Source organism: Pseudodonghicola flavimaris (assembly GCF_030164425.1).
GTDB classification, from domain to species: Bacteria; Pseudomonadota; Alphaproteobacteria; order Rhodobacterales; family Rhodobacteraceae; genus Pseudodonghicola; species Pseudodonghicola flavimaris.
The window spans coordinates 218893-239134 of the sequence record NZ_JASNJD010000004.1 but is presented as its reverse complement, the minus strand read 5'-3'; the positions used below and the strand labels follow the sequence as shown (position 1 = coordinate 239134).

Below are 20242 nucleotides of genomic sequence, written 5' to 3'. Positions count from 1 at the left end.
ACGCGCCGCAGGCGCGTTGGCATCCCCCGGCGGGATCTCCTGCCGCCGCCTCAGTTGCCGCCCAGCAGTTTCAGGATGCCTTTCCTGGCCTCCGATTCCAGCTTGTCCTTCAGCGCGTCTTCGGTGGTCTTGCCATCCTCGACCTGCAGCTTGTCGCGCAGCTTCTGCTCCAGCGCGTCTTTCTGCTCATCCAGCTTGCTGCCGGCGGCGGCCTCCAGATCGGGGGCGATTTTCGGGCCGGACCACGGACCGGTCACGCGCAGCGGCAGGCGCAGCCCCTCGCTCTCCCCGCCCTTGAAGGCGACCGGGGTCACCAGGTAGTTCAGGTCGCGGGCGCCGAGACCGATCCGCCCCTGGCCCTCGACCCGGAAGCTCGACAGCGACAGCAGCAGGTCGTCGTTCTGCAGGTTGCCCTTCTGGATCTTGTAGCTGGCGGTCAGGCTGTCGAAAACGGTGGTGCCCTTGGTCACCGCGCCCGACCGGAACAGCTTGTCCAGATCGATGCCGGAGATCACGCCGCGCCCCATGCGGATCTGGCCGCTCCCGGAGAGCGAGCGCATGATCGCATCCACAGACCGCCCCGCCCCCAGCACCGAGATCTGCGCCTGCAGCTTGCCCGACAGCCGATCGGTGCCGGCCAGAGTGGTCAGCAGCGCCTCTGTCTGCAGGTCGGAGGCGGTGAGATCGGCCGAGACCGAGAAGCCCTTGCGGTTGTTGGCCACCATCCGGCCGCTGAGACTGCCGCCGAAGATCGTGGCCGGCGCCAGATCGAGCACGGCACGGGATTTGTTCAGCGTCACCGCCGCGGTGGTCGGCCCCAAGGCCCAGTCCCCCAGCGCGATGCTCTGGGCCGAGAGATGCAGCTGCCCGTCGGCCAGCCCCAGCGCCGAGGCATCGATCGGCGCCGTCGACCAGCCCGAGCCGGTGCTGCCAGCGCTCTGGCCGCCGCCGGTGCTGCCGGTCTCCATGAAGCCGGAAAGATCGAGCGCGCCGGCGCTGAAATCGGCGCTGATCTGCGGCCGCTTGCCGGAAAGGTCGAGATCCGCCGCCCCCGACAGGCTGTTGCCCGCCGCCGTCAGGGCCAGATCGCGCAGGCTCAGCCGCCCATCGGCACCATAGCTGACGCGGCCTTCCACCTCGGCCCGGCTGCGCAGCGCCGGCGGCAGATCGGATGGCCCACCGAGCGCCTCCAACACCGTCACCGGATCGTCGCTGCGGGCGGACACCGCGCCGGAGAGCGCACCGCTGTTGTTCACCTGCCCCTCGAAGCTCAGGTCGCCGCCGGCCCCTTTGGCGTTCAGCGCCAGCGCCGTGGTCTGCCCGGCCAGGAACGCTTCAAGGCTGTCGATCCGCATCGTCATGTCGAACGGCTGCCCGCCAGAGGTAAGCGCCAGGTGCAGATCGGCCGGCCCTGTGGCATCCGGCCAGGCCAGTTTCACATCGACCGGCCCCAGCCGCATCGGCGCGGCGCCGGAGGCGGTATAGCTCACCTCCGCGCCCTTCAGCTGAACCTCATCCAGCGTCAGCGCTGTCGCGCCGCCCGCAGATGCCGCCGGCGCGGAAGTCCCCGTCGCCTGGACCGGAGTGGTCAGCTCCCAGTTGCCGCGGCCGTCGGCCCCGGTCCTGAGATCCAGCATCGGGTCCTCCGCCACCAGCCGGGTGATCCGAATCTTGCCGCCGATCAGCTCGGACACCCCGACGCCGATCGACAGGCTCGTCGCCCGGAACATCGGCTCGTCGCCGGCCCAATCCGCATTGGCCAGGGTCACCGGCCCGGTCTCGATGCCCAGCACCGGCCAGAACGACAGATGCAAATCGCCGGTGATGGTCAGCGCCCGCCCGGTACGCGCCTCCACCTGCTGGGCGGCAATCCGCGCGATCCGCTCCGCCGGCAGCATCAGAAGAGCGACCACCATCACTGCGGCCAGAACCACGATTCCTGCCAGCGCCCGAAGAGCCCATTTCATTGCATTGCCTCCTGCCCGAGATGCCTTCGTCCCACCCTAGCCGCTCGGCGCGCAGCTGCAATGACGGCCGCCGCTTTGGGCCGCGATGGGCAAACCGCCGCCCGGACAAAACGATGAAAACAGTTCCCCCCGGGGCTCCTGCGCACTATATGCGCGCAATGAGCACGAATCCGCCCGACCTGCGCCCCGATCTCGCCCCCAAGCCGCAGCTGACCGACCGCCCGCGCGCCGGCCAGCCCACCATCGGCATGGTATCTCTGGGCTGTCCCAAGGCGCTGGTCGACAGCGAACGCATCCTGACCCGGCTCCGCGCCGAGGGCTATGGCGTCTCGCCCGATTACGCCGGCGCGGATGCGGTGATCGTCAACACCTGTGGGTTCCTCGACAGTGCCAAGGCGGAATCGCTCGATGCCATCGGCGAGGCACTGCAGGAAAACGGCAAGGTGATCGTTACCGGCTGTCTCGGGGCGGAGCCCGATTACATCCGCGAACATCATCCCCGCATTCTGGCGGTGACCGGCCCGCATCAATACGAACAGGTACTGGACGCGGTGCATGCCGCGGTGCCGCCCGATCCCGATCCCTTCATCGACCTGCTGCCGGCGACCGGGGTCCAGCTGACGCCGCGCCACTACAGCTATCTGAAGATCTCCGAGGGCTGTAATCACAAGTGCAAGTTCTGCATCATTCCCGACATGCGCGGCCGGCTGGTGTCACGCCCCGGCCATGCGGTGCTGCGCGAGGCGGAAAAACTGGTCGATGCCGGCGTGCGTGAGCTGCTGGTGATCTCGCAGGACACAAGCGCCTATGGGCTGGACCGCAAATACGACAGCAATCCGTGGAAGGACCGCGAGATCCGCAGCCATATCACCGATCTGGCGCGAGAGCTGGGCCAGCTGGGGGCCTGGGTGCGGCTGCATTACGTCTATCCCTATCCGCATGTGCGCGAGCTGATCCCGCTGATGGCCGATCCGGAGAGTGGCGTGCTGCCCTATCTGGACATCCCGTTCCAGCATGCGCATCCGGATGTGCTGAAGCGGATGGCGCGACCGGCAGCGGCCGCCAGGACGCTGGACGAGATCGCCGCCTGGCGCGCGATCTGCCCGGAGATCACCCTGCGGTCGACCTTCATCGTCGGCTATCCCGGCGAGACGGAGGCGGAGTTCCAGACACTGCTGGACTGGCTGGACGAAGCCCAGCTGGATCGCGTCGGTTGCTTTCAGTACGAAAACGTCGAAGGCGCCCGGTCGAATGCCCTGCCCGACCACGTCCCGGCCGAGGTCAAGCAGGAGCGCTGGGAACGCTTCATGGAAAAGGCCCAGGCGATCTCCGCCGCCAAGCTTGAGGCGAAGGTCGGCACGACCTGCCAGGTCATCGTCGATGAGGTCGACGCCGAGGCCGCCACCTGCCGCACCATGGCCGATGCGCCGGAGATCGACGGCAACCTGTTCATCGACGAGGGGTTCGAGACCCTGAGCCCCGGCGATATCGTGACGGTCGAGGTCGAAGAGGCCAGCGAATACGATCTCTGGGGCCGGATTATCTGAACCCCTCTGCCAGATTTATCCACAGGTTTGGTATCAGGGATTATCTTTTCCGGACTTTTCTGGAAATCCTCCCCTGATTGCCCCCCGCAATTCAGCGATGCCGGGACGACAGCTCGCCACAGCAAGTGAAAAGCCCCGCGTCCTGCATCCGGAACGCGGGGCAATCGCTTGAAACGGCTTGAAAATCCTCAGTTCGGGATTTGCAGCTGCCGCAAACGGGCCAAAATCTCGATATGGGCGCAGAACCGTGGCGGCTCTGCCGGCCAGGCCGCCTGCTGACCCAGCCATTCGGCGCAGGCGCCGTCACAGCCCCCCTGCCGGCAGCTTTCGATCATCCCGGCGTAATCGGCCTGGGTCAGATCGCCATGAGACAACGCCTGCATGAGGTTGACCCCCGCCACCCGCGCGACCGACCGGGTCAGCCAGAAGTGGCGGTCTGTCTCTTGTGGAGAAGCACCGCCGTCCATCTCAGCAGGCCTCTGTCAGGCGGCAGCCGGCGTCATCCCGCAGCGCCGCGAACCGGTCGCGGTTCAGGCAGGGAACCGGCGCCTGATCAACGCTGTCATGGCTGTCGAGCCAGCCCTCGCAGCGCCCCGCCCAGGTGCAGCTGCGACAGGTCTGGACCATCCCGGCCCAGTCTTCCTGGCTCAGCATTCCGGCGTCATAAGCGGCCACCAGATCGGTATCCGTCACCTGCGCCATGCGCGACACCAGCCGCACGTGCTCCATCATCTTTCCCAGAACGGCACTCATCTCTGTCTCCCCCGTTCAAGCAGCGCCCGGCTGCAACCGGGCCATCAAATCCTTGTTCCTGCAATAGCCCGGCGTCTGATCGGCGCCCTGTGCATGGGCCGTCAGCCAGCCGGCACAATGACCGGGATCGGCGCAGCCGGTGCAACGCAGCACCGCGTCGGCGATCTCATCCATCGCCATCCGGCCCTCGATTACCGCCGTTTCCAGATCGACGCCCAGCGTCGTCGCCATCCGGTCCACCAAGGCGGCATGATGTTTCAATCTGTCGCGATCCTGCATGGCCCGGTCCTTCTGCGTGCATCTGGGGCGGCGATTGACGTCAAGCCTATCGCGCCCGGCCGCTGCCGCCCTTGATTCAGGTCAAGCCTCGCCCAGGCCCTGCTCCGACAGATAGGCCCGCACCGCGTCCTGAACCCGGCGAAACCGGTCACCGCCCAGTTTCTTACCACCATACCAACGGGTTACAATCACCAGATGGTCTTCGAGCCCCGCCCGTTCCAGCATCCGCAAAATCACCATGCCGGCGCCGCTTTCGCCATCATCGGCCTTCAACGCGCCACTGACCGACAGCCGCGCCGCCCAGGTGTTATGGGTCGCCTTGGCATAGCTGCGGTCGCTTTTCAGCGCCGCCAGCGCCGCGTCGATCTCGGTCCGGTCGCGCACCGGCGCCCCGGTCACCGCATAGCGCGATCCGCGGTCGGTCAGGACCACACCCAGCCGGGTCAGCTCCGGTGCCTGCATGTCTAGACCCCGGCCTCCAGCTGCCGGACCAGGTCGTCGACAAGGCGCTTGCGCTCGGCATTGGGGGGATGAGTGCCCAGCGGCTGATCGCCGGGATCGGGCAGCGCATCGAAATAGTCGGCGCCCTTGCGCGGATCGTAGCCGGCCTCGAAGGCGATGATCGCCCCCAGATGATCGGCCTCCAGCTCGAACTCCTTGGAGAAGCTGCGCGCGCCCAGTTCGGCCCCGATCTCCTGGGCCTGCATGATCACCTGCGGGCTGGCGCCATCGCGCCGTGCCATGCCACCGAGGATCTGCGCCCCGGCGCGGGCATTTTCGGTCTGCCGCTGCAGATGGCCGAGGATGTGATGCGCCGTCTCGTGGCTGAGCACGAAGGCCATCTGATCCTCGTTATCGACCGTCTCGATCAGCGCCAGCGTGAAGGTGATCACCGGCCGCCCTCGCCCGTCGATGGATTGGAACGCGTTCGGCCCCATCTCGCGATCGGTATCGACCTGGATCAGGAAACTGCAGTTCGACGCGATGGCATGGCTTTGGCATTCGCGTTCGGCCACGGGCTCCACCGCCTTGATCACCTGAGCGAAATGCTGCAGCCGGACCTCGTCCTGGGGCGTCAGTTCAGGCGCGGCCCCGGGGCCCTGGCTGATGGTGTCACAAGCGGCAACCAGCAGCAGAGCCACCAGCGAAAACATCCGGCGCATCGACGGGCCTTTTCCTTTTACGAACGCGACCGAGCTTAGCACAGTGGCGCCGCCCCGCCAGCCCCCTCCGCCCGGACAGCAGAGCCCGCGCTTGCATTGCGCCTGCGGGAACGGCAATCTGGGGGCATGTTTACGATCGAACACGACTTCGACGCCACCGTGATCACCCTTGTCGACGAGGGCAGCCTGCCGTTGCAGGAAGATGTGACCATCAATGCCTTCGCCGAATGCGTGACACTGGAACAACTGGATCCGCGCACTGACCGGGTCCAGTTGATCACGCTGTCCCCGGAACAGCTGCGCGATCTGGCGGCGGCGCTGGATCTGCCCGAGGGGGTCTATCAGCTGCGCGAAATCCCCGAGAAGAAGGGCTGAAGCCCGTCGCTCTCTCGCTATCCCAGAAAGACGAAAACCTTGTCGCGGGCGGTCTGGCCGCGGCGAATCTCCAGCCGTGACGGCGCCACCCCCATGGCCGCGGCCAGCAGCGCCTGCACCGCGGCATTGGCCTTGCCGTTCTCCGGCGCGACGGTAACGGTGGCGCGGAGCGCATCGCCGTCGCGGGTCAGGCTGGTGCGGGCGGCCTTGGGCGTTACGCGCAGTGCGATCTCCGCCCCCGGGCGGGCGAAATCGGACAGGTCAGGCAGGTTACGGATCTTGGGTTTGGCCATAGCGGCATCATGCGCCGGATCGCCGGCGGGGGCCAGCGGGTTCGCGTGCCCCGGGCATGGGGGCTCAGAACTCCTGACCGCGCGGCCCCTGATAATAGCTGCGCCGCGCGCTCCGGTCTTCCGCGGTGCGCCCCGGTGGCGGCGGCGCGGCGACGAAATCGCCCTGCCCCAGCGCCGGATCGGCCGCGGTGACCGGAGCGGCAGGCGTCAGCGGCAGGCAACCGGCCAATCCGACCAGCGCCAAAATCGTAACAGAGAACAGAGGTTTCATTGCTGCATGCCTTTCACGCCGCTCCGGTCATTCCCCTATCTAGGAAGGATTTCGGGGATTGCCCTGCACGATAATGTGACCGGTGAAAAATCGCCGGTGGCCGCCGTCTGGAAAATGCACCGGATTCGCTCTTGAATCTCCGCCGCCCGGACCAGAGATTTGGGACAACCGCAATGTAAACAGGTTTCACATATGCCCACCCCCAACCCCGCCGCGCTGGAGTTCCTGCTGACCCGCCGGTCGCGCCCCGCCAAGACCCTCACCGCCCCCGCCCCGGATCGCGCGGCGCTGATGCCGCTGCTGCAGGCCGCCGCCCGCACCCCCGACCATGGCAAGCTGGAGCCCTGGCGCTTCATCGTGCTGGAACAGGGGGCGATGCCGCGGCTGGCCGATCTGGCAGAGGTACGGGGCCACGCGCTCGGCAAGGCGGCGGCCGATATCGCCAAGGGCCGCAGCCAGTTCGATCAGGGCATTCTGGCAGTGGCGGTGATCGAGGTGCAGAAACCGTCCGAGAAGATCCCGCCGCTGGAGCAGACCTATTCCGCCGGCGCCGCCTGTCTGGCGCTGCTTAACGCCGCGCTGGCCTCTGGCTGGGGGGCGAACTGGCTGACCGGCTGGGTCTCGCACGACCGGACCTTCTGCGAAGCGGGACTGGGGCTTGCCGAAAACGAACGTATCGCCGGGTTTATCCACATCGCCACCGAAACCGTGGCCGCACCGGAGCGTCCGCGACCCGATTTGGATCAGATCACCGAATGGGTGAGCCAGTGATCTTTCAGGCTTTCCTTCTCGCCCTGCGTCAGATTGGCGATCCGAAGTTCCGCAAGGTCCTGTTCCTGGGGCTCGGGCTGACGATCGGGCTGCTGATCGGCGCCTATATCGTCGTGCTCTGGCTGATCAACGTGCTGGTCGGCGATCAGGCGACCCTGCCGCTGATCGGCGAGGTGACCTGGCTGAACGATCTCCTGAATGTCGGTTCGTTCTTCCTGATGGTGCTGCTGTCGTCCTTCCTGATGATCCCGGTCGCCTCTGCCATCACCTCCATGTTCCTCGACGAGGTGGCGCAGGCGGTGGAAGACAAACACTATCCCGGGCTGCCCAAGGTCCCGGCCCTGCCGTTCTGGGACGGGGTGCGCGATACGGTCAACTTCATGGGGGTGCTGATCGCGGCGAACATCTTCGCGCTGATCCTCTATGTGCTGATTCCGCCGGCCTCTGCCCTGATCTTCTGGGGGCTGAACGGCTTTTTGCTGGGGCGGGAATATTTCACCCTGGCGGCGATGCGGCGGATCGGGCAGGACGGCGCCAAACAGCTGCGGTCGCGCCATGCCGGCACCATCTGGGTGGCCGGGACGCTGATGGCGATCCCGCTGTCGGTACCGATCCTGAACCTGATCATCCCGATCCTGGGCGCGGCGACCTTCACCCATATCTTTCATCGGCTGCAGTCGCACGGCTGAGCCCGGGAACCGAAAACGGCGCCTCCCGGACCGGGGGCGCCGTCACACGCGGGCCGTCTGCCCCGCTCACTCCAGCGGCGGCATCCGGTGCATCCAGTCGATATCGCGCACCGTGATCAGACCCGACAGGATGATCCAGGCGATCACCGCCCAGAGCACGGCGGCCACCACCGTGGTGATCAGCGCCTTTTTCTTCAGATAATGATGTTCCGGCGCGCCGGCATGGGTGCCTGGCACCACCTCTCCGACATCGCCCTGCGTCTTCAGACGGATCGGCAAGGCGATGAAAAAGGTCATGAACCACAGCACCGCATAAAGCACGATGGCGGATGTGATCGACATGGGGCTCCTCCTCCCGGGTATCGATGGCCGATAGCTGGTGGGGCGTGACGGCAGCCGTGGCGGGCCGTCAGACCTGTTCCAGCTCGATCAGCGTGCCGTTGAAATCCTTGGGGTGCAGAAACAGCACCGGTTTGCCATGAGCGCCGATCTTCGGCTCACCGTTGCCCAGCACCCGGGCGCCGGTGGATTTCAGGTGATCGCGGGCAGCGATGATATCGTCGACCTCATAGCAGACGTGGTGGATGCCGCCCGACGGGTTCTTGTCCAGAAATCCCTGGATCGGGCTGTTCTCTCCCAGCGGATAGAGCAGTTCGATCTTGGTGTTGGGCAGTTCGATGAACACCACCGTCACCCCATGATCGGGCTCGTCCTGCGGCGGATTCACCTTGGCCCCGAGCGCAGAGCGATACTGCTCCGACGCGGCCTCCAGATCCGGGACGGCAATGGCAACATGGTTCAGGCGGCCGATCATGGCAGGTCTCCTCAATCCTGGGTTTCTCCGGGTTATGGGGCCTGCCGCGTCCGAGAGCAAGGGAGCGCGGCGGCGGTCAAACGGCGTTAACCCGGTCTTAGGCATCTCCGGCCTAGCGTCTTGGCAAGCCGAAGGGGGGCTGAATCATGGACGATGCCGATCCGTTTGCCGTGCCAGGACCGCGCGGGGCCAGCCGAAAGCCGCTGCTGGGCCTGACCGTTCTGGTGGTCGAGGACAGCAATTTCGCGGCTGAGGCATTGCGCATGCTCTGCCTGCGCAGCGGCGCCAGGATCCGCCGCGCCGACTGTCTCCGCTCGGCCCGTCACCACCTCCAGGTCTACCGGCCCGCCATCCTGATCGTCGATCTCGGGCTGCCAGACGGCTCCGGCCTCGACCTGATCGAGGAAAGCGTGGCCGCGCGGCCCCGGATCGCCACCATCCTGGGGATGTCGGGGGACAATTTCGCCGAAGACAGCGCCATCGCCGCCGGTGCCGACGGGTTTCTGGAAAAGCCGCTCACGTCGCTTGCCACCTTCCAGAAGGAGGTGCTGCGCCGCCTGCCCGCCGATCTGCTGACCGATCTGCCGCTGACAACGGAGGAACTGGTCGTCCACCCCGACCCGCTGGCGTTTCGCGACGACATGGCGCATGTGGCGGATGTGCTGAACGACGAAGGCGACGGGCGCATGCTGGATTACGTGGCGCAGTTTCTGCGCGGTGTCGCCCGCAGTGCCCAGGATCAGGTCCTGGCGGAGGCGGCTGAGGGGCTGGCGCGGGCGCGGGCCGGCGGCGCGCCGCTGGCCTCTTCCACCGCGCGGGTGGCCGGGCTGGTGCAACAACGGCTGCGCGATCACCCCGCGATCTGAGCCGCCCCTGCCGGCCCCGACCCTCCTGCCGGGTCGAATCCGCTTGCGCTCCCGCGGGCTCCCGGCCTAGGTTCTCAGAATGTTCCGATCGGGCATGAATTCGCGGCAGCGCACGAATCCCGTGACAGTGCCGGCAAACTGAAGCAGTATATCGCGTATGGCACAGACAGCGGCACAAGATTTGTCCCGATTCCTGGACGGCGCAAAGTTCGGCTGCGTGATGGCGGACCCGCCCTGGCGGTTCACCAACCGCACCGGCAAGGTCGCCCCTGAACACAAGCGGCTGGCGCGGTATCCTACCATGACGCTGGAGGATATCTGCGCCCTGCCGGTGGCCGATCATCTGGAAGACAAGGCACATTGCTATGTCTGGGTGCCCAACGCACTGCTGCCAGAGGGGCTGGAGGTGCTGCGTGCCTGGGGCTTCGAATACAAATCGAACATCGTCTGGCACAAGATCCGCAAGGATGGCGGCAGCGACGGCCGTGGAGTCGGTTTCTATTTCCGCAATGTGACCGAGCTCCTGCTGTTCGGCACCCGCGGCAAGAATGCCCGCACGCTGGATCTGGGCCGCCGTCAGGTGAACATGATCCAGTCGCGCAAACGCGAGCATTCCCGCAAGCCCGATGAGCAATATGAGCTGATCGAGGGCTGCTCCTGGGGGCCCTATCTAGAGCTCTTCGGACGCGGTGTGCGCGATGGCTGGACCGTCTGGGGCAATCAGGCGGATGCCGATTACAAACCCGGCTGGAAGACCTACGCCTATAACTCGGGCGTCGCGGCGGAATAAGCCCGTGGCCCGCGACATCACAGATCTGGTCTTCGACCCGCAAGAGCTGGTCGAGCCCGCCTTCGACGCCGATCTGCTGCGCCGCTACTCGGTGCGCAGCTATCGCAGCGCCACCGCCGTTCTGCAGCAGCGCGCGCCGGAGGAGTTCGCCGCGATCCAGCAGGTGCTGCGCGCCTTCACCATCTCGACCACCGAAATCCGCAGCCCCGGCGGCAACCGGATGGAGGCGACGACGCGCTTCGCCAGGCTGGCCGCCGATGCCGGCTTTTTCGAAGAGGTGCATATCGAGGCCGATCTGGTGGTCAAGCTGAAGGCCGGCAAGGGCCAGTCCGCCGAAGAGATCGACCGCATCCTGCGCGCCGATTACATCCACAACCACATGATCGATTTCTGGAAGGGCCGGGTCGCGTTCGACTACGAATGGAACAGCAAGGATCAGACCTATGATCGCGATCTCTATGCCTTCCGCAGTTTCTTCGAGGCCGGGGTCATCGACGTCGGCGTCATCGTCACGCGGGAGCTGTCGAACGAGTTCTTCAAGTCGCTGGGCCATTGCCTGGACCGCAACGGACAGGAGACCGATCAGACCGTCGCCGCCAAGTTCGGCGCCAGCACCACCGGCACCCACAAGCTGATCAGCCGCATCGCCGCCGGGCGCAGCGGCGGCTGCCCGGTGCTGGCGATCGGCATCCTGCCGGAGAATATCACCCCGGAGTGATCCTGCGGGGCCGGGACGCACGACGGAAGGCGAACGCCATTCTTCCGCCCGAAACAAGGCCCACAGGGCCGCTGGGCGAGTGCCTGCCCGTCCCATCGGGCTGGCGCTTTGGCAATGTCGTGCCTCGGTCAGATCGTGGAAGTCTTTGACTGCCATCAAGCACACCGAACCGGAGACCGCAGCCCCCACGGGCAGGCGCCTGCCCTCCCCCGCCCACAAACGAAAACGACGGCCCGAAGGCCGCCGCTTTAGGGTGCGAAAGACTCACCCGGATCAGTCTTGCGGGATCACCCGCAGGTTCAGCTCCATAAGCTGTTCCGGGCTCGGCTCGCTCGGCGCGCCCATCATCAGATCTTCGGCGCGCTGGTTCATCGGGAACATGATCACCTCGCGGATGTTCTGTTCGTCGGCCAGCAGCATGACGATCCGGTCGATGCCCGCGGCGCAGCCACCGTGCGGCGGGGCACCGAACTGGAAGGCGTTGACCATGCCACCAAAGCGCTTACGCACCTCGTCTTCACCATAGCCGGCGATCTCGAAGGCCTTGAACATGATTTCGGGCCGGTGGTTCCGGATCGCGCCGGAGACCAGTTCGTAGCCGTTGCAGGCCAGGTCGTACTGATAGCCCAGCACCTTCAGCGGATCGCCTTCCAGCGCTTCCATCCCGCCCTGCGGCATCGAGAAGGGGTTGTGTTCGAAATCGATCTCGCCGGTTTCGTCGTCCTTCTCGTAGATCGGAAAATCGACGATCCAGGCAAAGGCGAAACGGTCGGTGTCGGTCAGCCCCAGTTCGTCGCCGATTACGGTGCGGGCCTTGCCGGCAACGGTCTGGAAGGACTCGGGCTTGCCGCCCAGGAAGAAGGCCGCGTCGCCCACGCCCAGACCCAGTTGCTGGCGGATCGCGTCGGTGCGTTCCGGCCCGATGTTCTTGGCCAGGGGGCCCGCCGCCTCCATCTCACCGTCCTTGTCGCGCCAGAAGATATAGCCCATGCCGGGCAGACCTTCTTTCTGGGCGAAGGCGTTCATGCGGTCGCAGAACTTGCGGCTCCCGCCCTTCGGCGCCGGGATGGCGCGGATTTCGGTGCCTTCCTGCTCCAAGAGCTTGGCGAAGATGGCAAAGCCGGAGCCCGCGAAATGTTCGCTGACCACCTGCATCTTGATCGGGTTCCTGAGGTCCGGCTTGTCGGTGCCATACCACAGCGCCGCGTCACGGTAGGAGATCTGCGGCCACTCCGCCGGGGCATCGACCTTGCGACCGCCGCCGAACTCCTCGAACACGCCCGCCAGCACCGGCGAGATGGTGTCGAACACATCCTGCTGGGTGACGAAGCTCATCTCCATGTCGAGCTGATAGAAGTCGGTGGGCGAACGATCGGCGCGCGGGTCTTCATCGCGGAAACAGGGCGCGATCTGGAAATATTTATCGAAGCCCGACACCATGATCAGCTGCTTGAACTGCTGCGGCGCCTGCGGCAGCGCATAGAACTTGCCGGGATGCAGGCGCGACGGCACCAGGAAGTCGCGCGCGCCCTCGGGGCTCGACGCGGTGATGATCGGGGTCTGGTATTCGCGGAAGCCCTGATCCCACATCCGCCGGCGCATCGACGAGACGACGTCCGAGCGCAGGGTCATGTTGCGCTGCATCGCCTCGCGCCGGAGGTCGAGATAGCGATAGCGCAGCCGGGTTTCCTCCGGATACTCCTGATCGCCGAAGACGATCAACGGCAGTTCCTTGGCGGCGCCCAGCACTTCCATGTCACGTACGAAGACCTCGATCTCTCCGGTGGGCAGCTTGGGGTTGATCAGGCTCTCGTCGCGCGCCTTCACCTCACCGTCGATGCGAATGCACCATTCCGAGCGCACCTTCTCCACCTCGGCGAAGACCGGGCTGTCGGGATCGCACAGCACCTGGGTGATGCCATAGTGATCGCGCAGGTCGATAAAGAGGATGCCGCCATGGTCGCGGATCCGATGAACCCAGCCGGACAGGCGAACGGTCTGGCCGACATTGGCCGCGGTAAGGTCTGCGCAGGTATGGCTGCGGTAGGCGTGCATCGTATCGATCCTTCGGGCGATCAGAAATGTGGCGCTGATACACCGCGATGGGCATCAGAAGTCAAGTCGGCAACAAGTGACGCGACGGGAATGGCTACATGCTTTGGAATTCGGCGGAACCCGTGTACGCTCAATGTGTGAAATAACCAGCGAACCTGAAAGCCGGAGGTTTGCCCTATGTGGAAAGCTGTTCTAGATCGCATGTTGGTGCAACTGATCAAGCAGGGTCAGTTGAAGGTTACCTTCCCAGATGGTGAGACAAAGACATACGGATCCGGGTCCGGACCCGGGGCCGACGTTCGCCTGACCGATAACAAGGCGGTGCGTGCGCTTTGCCTCAAGCCCGAGCTGTCCTTCGGGGAGTCCTACATGGACGGGACCCTGCAGATCGCCGACGACGACATGGAAGGGCTGTTGCGCGTTATCCTGCGCAATGCGCGGTCCCGCGACATTCCCGTCTGGGCCCGCGCCTACAGCGCCCTGCGCTATGCGGCGCAGAGCGTGATCCGCGCCAACACCAAGCGGCATTCACGCCAGAACGTGGCGCATCACTACGATATATCGGACGATCTGTATCGGCTGTTCCTGGACAAGGACATGCAATACAGCTGCGCCTACTTCACCGATCCCGCGATGTCGCTGGAAGACGCCCAGATCGCCAAGAAGGCGCATATCGCGTCCAAGCTGCAAATCGAACCGGGCATGAAGGTGCTGGACATCGGCTGCGGCTGGGGGGGCATGGGGCTGACCCTGGCCCGCGACTACGGCGCCCGGGTCACCGGGGTCACGCTGTCGGAAAACCAGCTGGCCACCGCCAAGCGGCGCGCCGCCGAGGCCGGGCTGGAAGGCCAGACCAATTTCCGCCTGCAGGATTACCGCGACCTGAATGAGAAATTCGACCGGATCGTATCGGTCGGCATGCTGGAACATGTCGGCGTTCCGTTCTACGGCGAATATTTCAATAAGGTCTCCGAGCTTCTGGACGACAGCGGCGTGGCGCTGATCCATACCATCGGCAGCCTGGCGCCACCCAGCGCCCAGGCGGAATGGATCACGAAATACATTTTCCCCGGCGGCTATATTCCCAGCCTGTCGCAACTGGCCCCGGCGATCGAGAAGTCCGGCCTCTGGTCGCTCGATCTCGAGGTGCTGCGCCTGCACTACGCGATGACGCTGCGCCACTGGCTGCAACGGTTCGACGCGCAGATCGATATCGTCCGGCAGACCTATGACGACCGGTTCATCCGCATGTGGCGGTTCTATCTGATCGCCTGCTACATGACGTTCGAGGAAGAGGATCAGGCGGTGTTCCAGTTCCAGCTGGGCCATCAGCACACCGCCGTGCCGCTGACGCGCGACTACCTCTACCCGACCGCAGAGAAGGTCTGCACGCCGCAGGCGGCGGAATAGATCGCTCTCCGCCCCAAGGCGGAACACCCTGCAATCAAGGGGCGGCCTGACCGGGCCGCCCCTTTGCAGTCCGGGGCCCGCCCATATCGCTCTTCCCCCGGCCGCACGCGGAATTCCGATCCGGGGAGCTGACCAGACGGCATGCGACAATCAAACATTTGCCGCATTAACCCAGTTCCGATAACCTTGGATTGCGCCCGCGCTTATTTTATGGGCGAATTTGATCAGTTAGCGTCACATTTTTCGACGCAACATTTCAGAATGTTCCTTGGTTCGGGAGGAAATCGAACATGAAGGTAGTATATGGTGACGACGGCCTGGACGACATCCTGGCTGGTTCGAACAAGAATGACCAGCTCATCGGCTTGGGGGGCGATGACATCCTCTTTGGTCAGGTGGGCGACGACACCCTGGAGGGCGGCGACGGCAACGACATTCTCTCCGGCGGGATCGGCGACGATACCCTGCTGGGCGGTGCCGGGCGCGATGTCTTCGATCTCTCCGCCGGGGACGACGTGGCCTTCGGCGGCGGTGGCAATGATCACTTCATCGTCAACGGCTTCGCCGGCGATCACGTGGTGATCACCGATACCTCTGGCCGGTCCGACACGCTGGATTTCTCCGGCGGCGATACCGGCGCAATCATCAATATGGCCGCCGGCTCGCTGTCCTATGTCGATGATCGGATCATCGAACTGACCGGCCTGTCCGACGAAGGCACCCGGTCGCTGGAAATGGTGCTGCTGCAGGATCTCTCCGGTTCGTTCAGCGACGACGTCTCGACCGTACGCGGCCTGGCCGACGATCTTGTGGATACGATCTCGGCCCTGACGACGACCGTGCGGCTGGGCCTGGCCAGCTTCATCGACAAACCGACCTCGCCCTTCGGCAGCACATCTGATCACGAATATCTGACCCAGCTCGGCCTGACCTCTGATTCGGAGGCTTGGATCGCGGCGCTGGATGCGATGACCGTCGGCAGTGGCTCGGACGGCCCCGAGGCGCAGCTGACCGGCCTGATGCAGGTGGCCCTGCGCACCGCCGAAGTCGGCTGGTCCAGCGACGCGCTGAAGGTGGTGGTGCTGACCACCGACGCCGTGCCGCATTTCGCCGGCGACAACCCGGTGGGCGACAACGACGGCGACGCGATCACAGACGGACCGGACAACGACGGCACCGGCGAGGATTACCCGACCCTCGATCAGGTCAAGGACGCGCTGATCAAGGGTGGCATCATCCCGATCTTCGCCGTCACCTCCGGCGTGATCTCCGACTACGAGGCGATCGTCGATCAGTTCGGCTTCGGCACCGTGGTCGAGCTCAGCTCCAACAGCTCGGACATCATCGAGGCGATCGAAGGCGGCATCTCCGAGGCGACCGACACGCTGATCGAGAATGCCATCGGCACCGACTTCCGCGACATCATCACCGGCAACGACGCCAACAACCTGATCCTGGGCAAGAACGGCAACGACAAGATCCTGGGCGGCAACGGCGGTGACGAGATTCGTGGCGGTCTCGGCGCGGACAAGATCCTCGGCGAGAACGGTGGTGACGACCTCTATGGTGGCGGCGCCAACGACAAGCTCTATGGCGGGCGCGGCAACGACACCATCGAAGGCGGCGCCGGGCGCGACCTTCTGGTTGGCGGCATCGGCGACGATGTCTTCGAATTCAATATCACCGAGGCCGACAAGGTCGACACGGTGAAGGATTTCGAAGACGGTGCCGACACCTTCAACATCCTCGACACCGTGCTGCACAGCTTCAGCGACATCTCCGTCTCTGCAAGCGGCGACGACGTGCTGCTGTCGATCGGCGGCACCGACTTCGCCCTGGTGAAAGACACCCTGGTGAGCGAAATCGACGCCTCCGACTTCAGCTTCGGCCTCGTCTGATCCGACCGGACGGCGCCAGGCGCCAATCCGGGACCGCATTGATCCCCCCGCCCCGGCGGGGGGATTTTTTTGCGGCAACCGGCCCCTTGAACCTTTCCGGCCCATCCCTATAAAGCAGGACAATTTGGGCGCCGCGCGGCCCCGGTGACTCGCCCGCCCCCAACACCACATCGAAGGAACAGGCCATGCCCAGAAGAACCGATATCTCCTCGATCATGATCATCGGCGCCGGTCCCATCGTGATCGGTCAGGCCTGTGAATTCGACTATTCCGGCGCCCAGGCCTGCAAGGCGCTGCGCGAAGAGGGCTACCGGGTGATCCTGGTGAACTCCAACCCGGCCACGATCATGACCGACCCCGGCCTGGCCGATGCCACCTATATCGAGCCGATCACCCCTGAAGTCGTCGCCAAGATCATCGAAAAGGAGCGCCCCGACGCGCTGTTGCCGACGATGGGCGGCCAGACCGGGCTGAACACCTCGCTCGCGCTGGAAGAGATGGGGGTGCTGGAAAAATTCGGCGTCGAGATGATCGGCGCCAAGCGCGACGCCATCGAGATGGCCGAAGACCGCAAGCTGTTCCGCGAGGCGATGGACCGGATCGGGCTGGAAAACCCCAAGGCCGATATCGTCACGGCGCCGAAGCTGCCCAACGGCAAGCATGACATCGCGGCCGGCCTGAAACAGGCGATGGAAGCGCTGGATCACATCGGCCTGCCGGCGATCATCCGCCCCGCCTTCACCCTGGGCGGCACCGGCGGCGGCGTCGCCTACAACCGCGACGACTACGAATATTACTGCCGCTCGGGCATGGAAGCCTCCCCCGTCGGCCAGATCCTGGTCGACGAAAGCCTGCTGGGCTGGAAGGAATTCGAGATGGAGGTCGTCCGCGACAAGGCGGATAACGCGATCATCGTCTGCGCCATCGAGAACGTCGATCCGATGGGCGTGCACACGGGCGATTCGATCACCGTGGCCCCGGCCCTGACGCTGACCGACAAGGAATATCAGATCATGCGCAACGGCTCGATCGCCGTGCTGCGCGAAATCGGTGTCGAAACCGGCGGTTCCAACGTGCAATGGGCGATCAACCCCGACAACGGCCGCATGGTGGTGATCGAGATGAACCCGCGGGTGTCGCGCTCTTCGGCGCTGGCCTCGAAGGCCACCGGCTTCCCGATCGCCAAGATCGCCGCGAAGCTGGCGGTGGGCTACACCCTCGATGAGCTCGACAACGACATCACCAAGGTGACCCCGGCCAGCTTCGAGCCGACCATCGATTATGTCGTCACCAAGATCCCGAAATTCGCCTTCGAGAAATTCCCCGGCTCCGAACCCTATCTCACCACCGCGATGAAATCGGTGGGCGAGGCGATGGCCATCGGCCGGACCATCCACGAATCGCTGCAAAAGGCGCTGGCCTCGATGGAATCCGGGCTCACCGGCTTTGACGAGATCGCCATTCCCGGTGTCTCCGCCGGGCTCTGGGACGAGGCAGGCGACGACAAGGCCGCCGTCATCAAGGCGCTCAGCCAGCAGACGCCGGACCGGATGCGCACCATCGCCCAGGCGATGCGCCATGGTCTCAGCGACAGCGATATCCAGGCGGTCACCAAATTCGACCCCTGGTTCCTGGCCCGCATCCGCGAAATCGTCGAGGCCGAGGCAGAGCTGCGCAAATTCGGCCTGCCGGTCACCGAGGACGGGCTGCGTGCGCTGAAGATGCTGGGCTTCACCGATGCCCGTCTGGGCAAGCTGACCGGCCGGGACGAGGACAACGTTCGCCGCGCCCGCCTGAACCTGGGCGTCACCGCCGTCTTCAAGCGGATCGACACCTGCGCCGCCGAGTTCGAGGCGCAGACCCCTTATATGTATTCGACCTATGAAACCCCGATGATGGGCGAAGTCGAGTGCGAGGCGCGCCCGTCGGATCGCAAGAAGGTGGTGATCCTGGGCGGCGGGCCGAACCGGATCGGCCAGGGCATCGAATTCGACTATTGCTGCTGCCACGCCTGTTTCGCGCTGACTGATGCCGGCTATGAGACCATCATGGTCAACTGCAACCCGGAGACGGTCTCGACCGACTACGACACCTCCGACCGGCTCTACTTCGAGCCGCTGACCTTCGAAAGCGTGATGGAAATCCTGCGGGTCGAACAGCAGAACGGCACGCTGCACGGGGTGATCGTGCAGTTCGGTGGCCAGACGCCGCTGAAACTGGCCCGGGCGCTGGAGGCCGAGGGCATCCCGATCCTCGGCACCACGCCGGACGCCATCGACCTGGCCGAAGACCGCGAGCGCTTCCAGGAACTGGTCAACCAGCTCGGCCTGAAACAGCCCAACAACGGCATCGCCCATTCCGATGAGGAGGCGCTGGCCATCGCCGAGGGCATCGGTTTCCCGCTGGTGATCCGCCCCTCCTACGTGCTGGGCGGCCGCGCGATGGAGATCGTCCGCGACCTCGATCACCTCAAGCGGTATATCTCCGAAGCGGTGGTGGTCTCCGGCGACAGCCCGGTGCTGCTCGACAGCTATCTCGACGGCGCGGTCGAACTGGATGTCGACGCGCTCTGCGATGGCGAGGCGGTGCATGTCGCCGGCATCATGCAGCATATCGAAGAAGCCGGCGTCCACTCCGGCGACTCCGCCTGTTCGCTGCCGCCCTACTCGCTCTCCGACGCCGTGATCTCCCGAATCAAGGACCAGACCTTTGCGCTGGCCCGGGCGCTGAACGTCGTCGGCCTGATGAACGTGCAGTTCGCGATCAAGGACGACGAGATCTACCTGATCGAGGTCAACCCGCGCGCCTCGCGGACCGTGCCCTTCGTCGCCAAGGCCACCGACAGCGCCATCGCCTCGATCGCGGCCCGGATCATGGCCGGCGAGAAGCTCTCCGCCTTCCCGGAACGGCCGCCCTATCAGAAGGACGCCGATTACGACACCACGCTGCCGCTGGCCGATCCGATGACGCTGGCCGATCCCAACATGCCCTGGTTCTCGGTCAAGGAGGCGGTGCTGCCCTTCGCCCGCTTCCCCGGCGTCGACACCATCCTCGGCCCGGAAATGCGCTCCACCGGCGAGGTGATGGGCTGGGATCGCGACTTCCCGCGCGCCTTCCTCAAGGCGCAGATGGGCGCCGGCATGGTGCTGCCGCGCGACGGGCGCGCCTTCATCTCGATCAAGGACGCCGACAAGACCGCGCTGATGCTGGAAGCGGCCCAGGTGCTGGTCGGTCTCGGTTTCACCCTGGTCGCCACCCGCGGCACCCAGGACTGGCTGGCCGGTCACGGGGTGCCCTGCGACCTGGTCAACAAGGTCTATGAGGGCCGCCCCGATATCGTCGACATGATGAAGGACGGCGCGGTGCAGCTGGTGATGAACACCACCGAAGGCGCCCAGGCGGTCGAGGACTCCAAGGGCATCCGCTCGGTCGCGCTCTACGACAAGATCCCCTATTTCACCACCGCCGCCGGCGCCCATGCCGCGGCACTCGCGATCAAGGCGCAGGCGGAGGGCGATGTCGGGGTGAAGAGCCTGCAGGCCTGAGCGCCCGCTCTCTGAAACGTCAAACGCCCGGCTTCGCG

General features: G+C 65.2%; 21 protein-coding genes. 10 read left to right on the top strand and 11 right to left on the bottom strand.

Going from position 1 to position 20242, the window contains the following annotated elements; genetic code table 11:
* Positions 1 to 50: 50 nt before the first annotated feature.
* On the bottom strand, positions 51 to 1967 hold the full coding sequence (locus tag QO033_RS07440; RefSeq protein WP_284480322.1) for an AsmA family protein: 1917 nt from the start codon (positions 1965 to 1967) through the stop codon (positions 51 to 53).
* A 158-nt stretch (positions 1968 to 2125) separates the two neighbouring features.
* On the opposite strand from QO033_RS07440, the gene rimO reads away from it, so the two are divergent.
* Positions 2126 to 3514 carry a 30S ribosomal protein S12 methylthiotransferase RimO gene (rimO, locus tag QO033_RS07435; RefSeq protein ID WP_284480321.1) on the top strand — a complete coding sequence of 463 codons (1389 nt, stop codon included), beginning with the start codon at positions 2126 to 2128 and terminating at the stop codon, positions 3512 to 3514.
* 188 nt (positions 3515 to 3702) lie between these two features.
* Here rimO and QO033_RS07430 read toward each other — a convergent pair whose 3' ends face one another.
* From QO033_RS07430 to QO033_RS07410, 5 genes are all read right to left on the bottom strand, one after another.
* Positions 3703 to 3981 carry a DUF6455 family protein gene (locus QO033_RS07430; protein WP_284480320.1) on the bottom strand — a complete coding sequence of 93 codons (279 nt, stop codon included), beginning with the start codon at positions 3979 to 3981 and terminating at the stop codon, positions 3703 to 3705.
* 1 nt (position 3982) lies between these two features.
* A complete protein-coding gene (locus QO033_RS07425) occupies positions 3983 to 4267 on the bottom strand; it encodes a DUF6455 family protein (RefSeq protein WP_284480319.1) in 285 nt (94 codons plus the stop codon).
* 15 nt (positions 4268 to 4282) lie between these two features.
* Positions 4283 to 4546, bottom strand: coding sequence for a DUF6455 family protein (locus QO033_RS07420; protein ID WP_284480318.1), 264 nt, complete (start codon positions 4544 to 4546; stop codon positions 4283 to 4285).
* Positions 4547 to 4627: 81 nt separating this feature from the next.
* Positions 4628 to 5008 carry a YigZ family protein gene (locus QO033_RS07415; protein WP_284480317.1) on the bottom strand — a complete coding sequence of 127 codons (381 nt, stop codon included), beginning with the start codon at positions 5006 to 5008 and terminating at the stop codon, positions 4628 to 4630.
* A 2-nt stretch (positions 5009 to 5010) separates the two neighbouring features.
* A complete protein-coding gene (locus QO033_RS07410; protein ID WP_284480316.1) occupies positions 5011 to 5709 on the bottom strand; it encodes a M48 family metallopeptidase in 699 nt (232 codons plus the stop codon).
* Positions 5710 to 5835: 126 nt separating this feature from the next.
* Between QO033_RS07410 and QO033_RS07405 the strand changes: the two genes are divergently transcribed.
* Positions 5836 to 6084: a hypothetical protein gene (locus tag QO033_RS07405; protein WP_284480315.1), complete on the top strand. Its 249-nt coding sequence runs from the start codon at positions 5836 to 5838 to the stop codon at positions 6082 to 6084.
* A gap of 17 nt (positions 6085 to 6101) precedes the next feature.
* Here QO033_RS07405 and QO033_RS07400 read toward each other — a convergent pair whose 3' ends face one another.
* Together QO033_RS07400 and QO033_RS07395 are read right to left on the bottom strand one after the other, a co-directional pair.
* Positions 6102 to 6377, bottom strand: coding sequence for a DUF167 domain-containing protein (locus QO033_RS07400; protein WP_284480314.1), 276 nt, complete (start codon positions 6375 to 6377; stop codon positions 6102 to 6104).
* Positions 6378 to 6441: 64 nt separating this feature from the next.
* On the bottom strand, positions 6442 to 6648 hold the full coding sequence (locus QO033_RS07395; RefSeq protein WP_284480313.1) for a hypothetical protein: 207 nt from the start codon (positions 6646 to 6648) through the stop codon (positions 6442 to 6444).
* A gap of 192 nt (positions 6649 to 6840) precedes the next feature.
* Here QO033_RS07395 and QO033_RS07390 point away from each other — a divergent pair, with 192 nt between their 5' ends.
* Positions 6841 to 7419 carry a nitroreductase family protein gene (locus tag QO033_RS07390; protein WP_284480312.1) on the top strand — a complete coding sequence of 193 codons (579 nt, stop codon included), beginning with the start codon at positions 6841 to 6843 and terminating at the stop codon, positions 7417 to 7419.
* Positions 7416 to 8108 (top strand): EI24 domain-containing protein, encoded by a 693-nt coding sequence (locus QO033_RS07385; protein WP_407682101.1) that lies wholly within the window; start codon positions 7416 to 7418, stop codon positions 8106 to 8108. The genes QO033_RS07390 and QO033_RS07385 overlap by 4 nt, the downstream gene beginning before the upstream one ends.
* Before the next feature lie 66 nt (positions 8109 to 8174).
* Here the strand turns inward: QO033_RS07385 and QO033_RS07380 are convergent, their stop codons facing one another.
* Together QO033_RS07380 and mce are read right to left on the bottom strand one after the other, a co-directional pair.
* Positions 8175 to 8450: a DUF1467 family protein gene (locus QO033_RS07380; protein WP_284480310.1), complete on the bottom strand. Its 276-nt coding sequence runs from the start codon at positions 8448 to 8450 to the stop codon at positions 8175 to 8177.
* 67 nt (positions 8451 to 8517) lie between these two features.
* Complete coding sequence (gene mce / locus QO033_RS07375) at positions 8518 to 8922, bottom strand: methylmalonyl-CoA epimerase (protein ID WP_284480309.1); 405 nt, start codon at positions 8920 to 8922, stop codon at positions 8518 to 8520.
* 146 nt (positions 8923 to 9068) lie between these two features.
* On the opposite strand from mce, the gene QO033_RS07370 reads away from it, so the two are divergent.
* From QO033_RS07370 to QO033_RS07360, 3 genes are all read left to right on the top strand, one after another.
* Positions 9069 to 9788: a response regulator gene (locus QO033_RS07370; protein WP_284480308.1), complete on the top strand. Its 720-nt coding sequence runs from the start codon at positions 9069 to 9071 to the stop codon at positions 9786 to 9788.
* 157 nt (positions 9789 to 9945) lie between these two features.
* The gene (locus tag QO033_RS07365; protein ID WP_284480307.1) at positions 9946 to 10578 is read left to right on the top strand and encodes an MT-A70 family methyltransferase; all 633 of its coding nucleotides are present in this window, start codon (positions 9946 to 9948) and stop codon (positions 10576 to 10578) included.
* 4 nt (positions 10579 to 10582) lie between these two features.
* Positions 10583 to 11296, top strand: a complete 714-nt coding sequence (locus QO033_RS07360; protein ID WP_284480306.1) for a BglII/BstYI family type II restriction endonuclease — start codon at positions 10583 to 10585, stop codon at positions 11294 to 11296.
* A 273-nt stretch (positions 11297 to 11569) separates the two neighbouring features.
* Here QO033_RS07360 and aspS read toward each other — a convergent pair whose 3' ends face one another.
* A complete protein-coding gene (gene aspS / locus QO033_RS07355; RefSeq protein WP_284480305.1) occupies positions 11570 to 13351 on the bottom strand; it encodes an aspartate--tRNA ligase in 1782 nt (593 codons plus the stop codon).
* Between the two features lie 177 nt (positions 13352 to 13528).
* Between aspS and QO033_RS07350 the strand changes: the two genes are divergently transcribed.
* From QO033_RS07350 to carB, 3 genes are all read left to right on the top strand, one after another.
* On the top strand, positions 13529 to 14761 hold the full coding sequence (locus QO033_RS07350; protein WP_284480304.1) for an SAM-dependent methyltransferase: 1233 nt from the start codon (positions 13529 to 13531) through the stop codon (positions 14759 to 14761).
* Between the two features lie 290 nt (positions 14762 to 15051).
* The gene (locus QO033_RS07345) at positions 15052 to 16659 is read left to right on the top strand and encodes a hypothetical protein (protein ID WP_284480303.1); all 1608 of its coding nucleotides are present in this window, start codon (positions 15052 to 15054) and stop codon (positions 16657 to 16659) included.
* Positions 16660 to 16844: 185 nt separating this feature from the next.
* Positions 16845 to 20204 (top strand): carbamoyl-phosphate synthase large subunit, encoded by a 3360-nt coding sequence (gene carB, locus QO033_RS07340; protein WP_284480302.1) that lies wholly within the window; start codon positions 16845 to 16847, stop codon positions 20202 to 20204.
* Positions 20205 to 20242 lie beyond the last annotated feature (38 nt).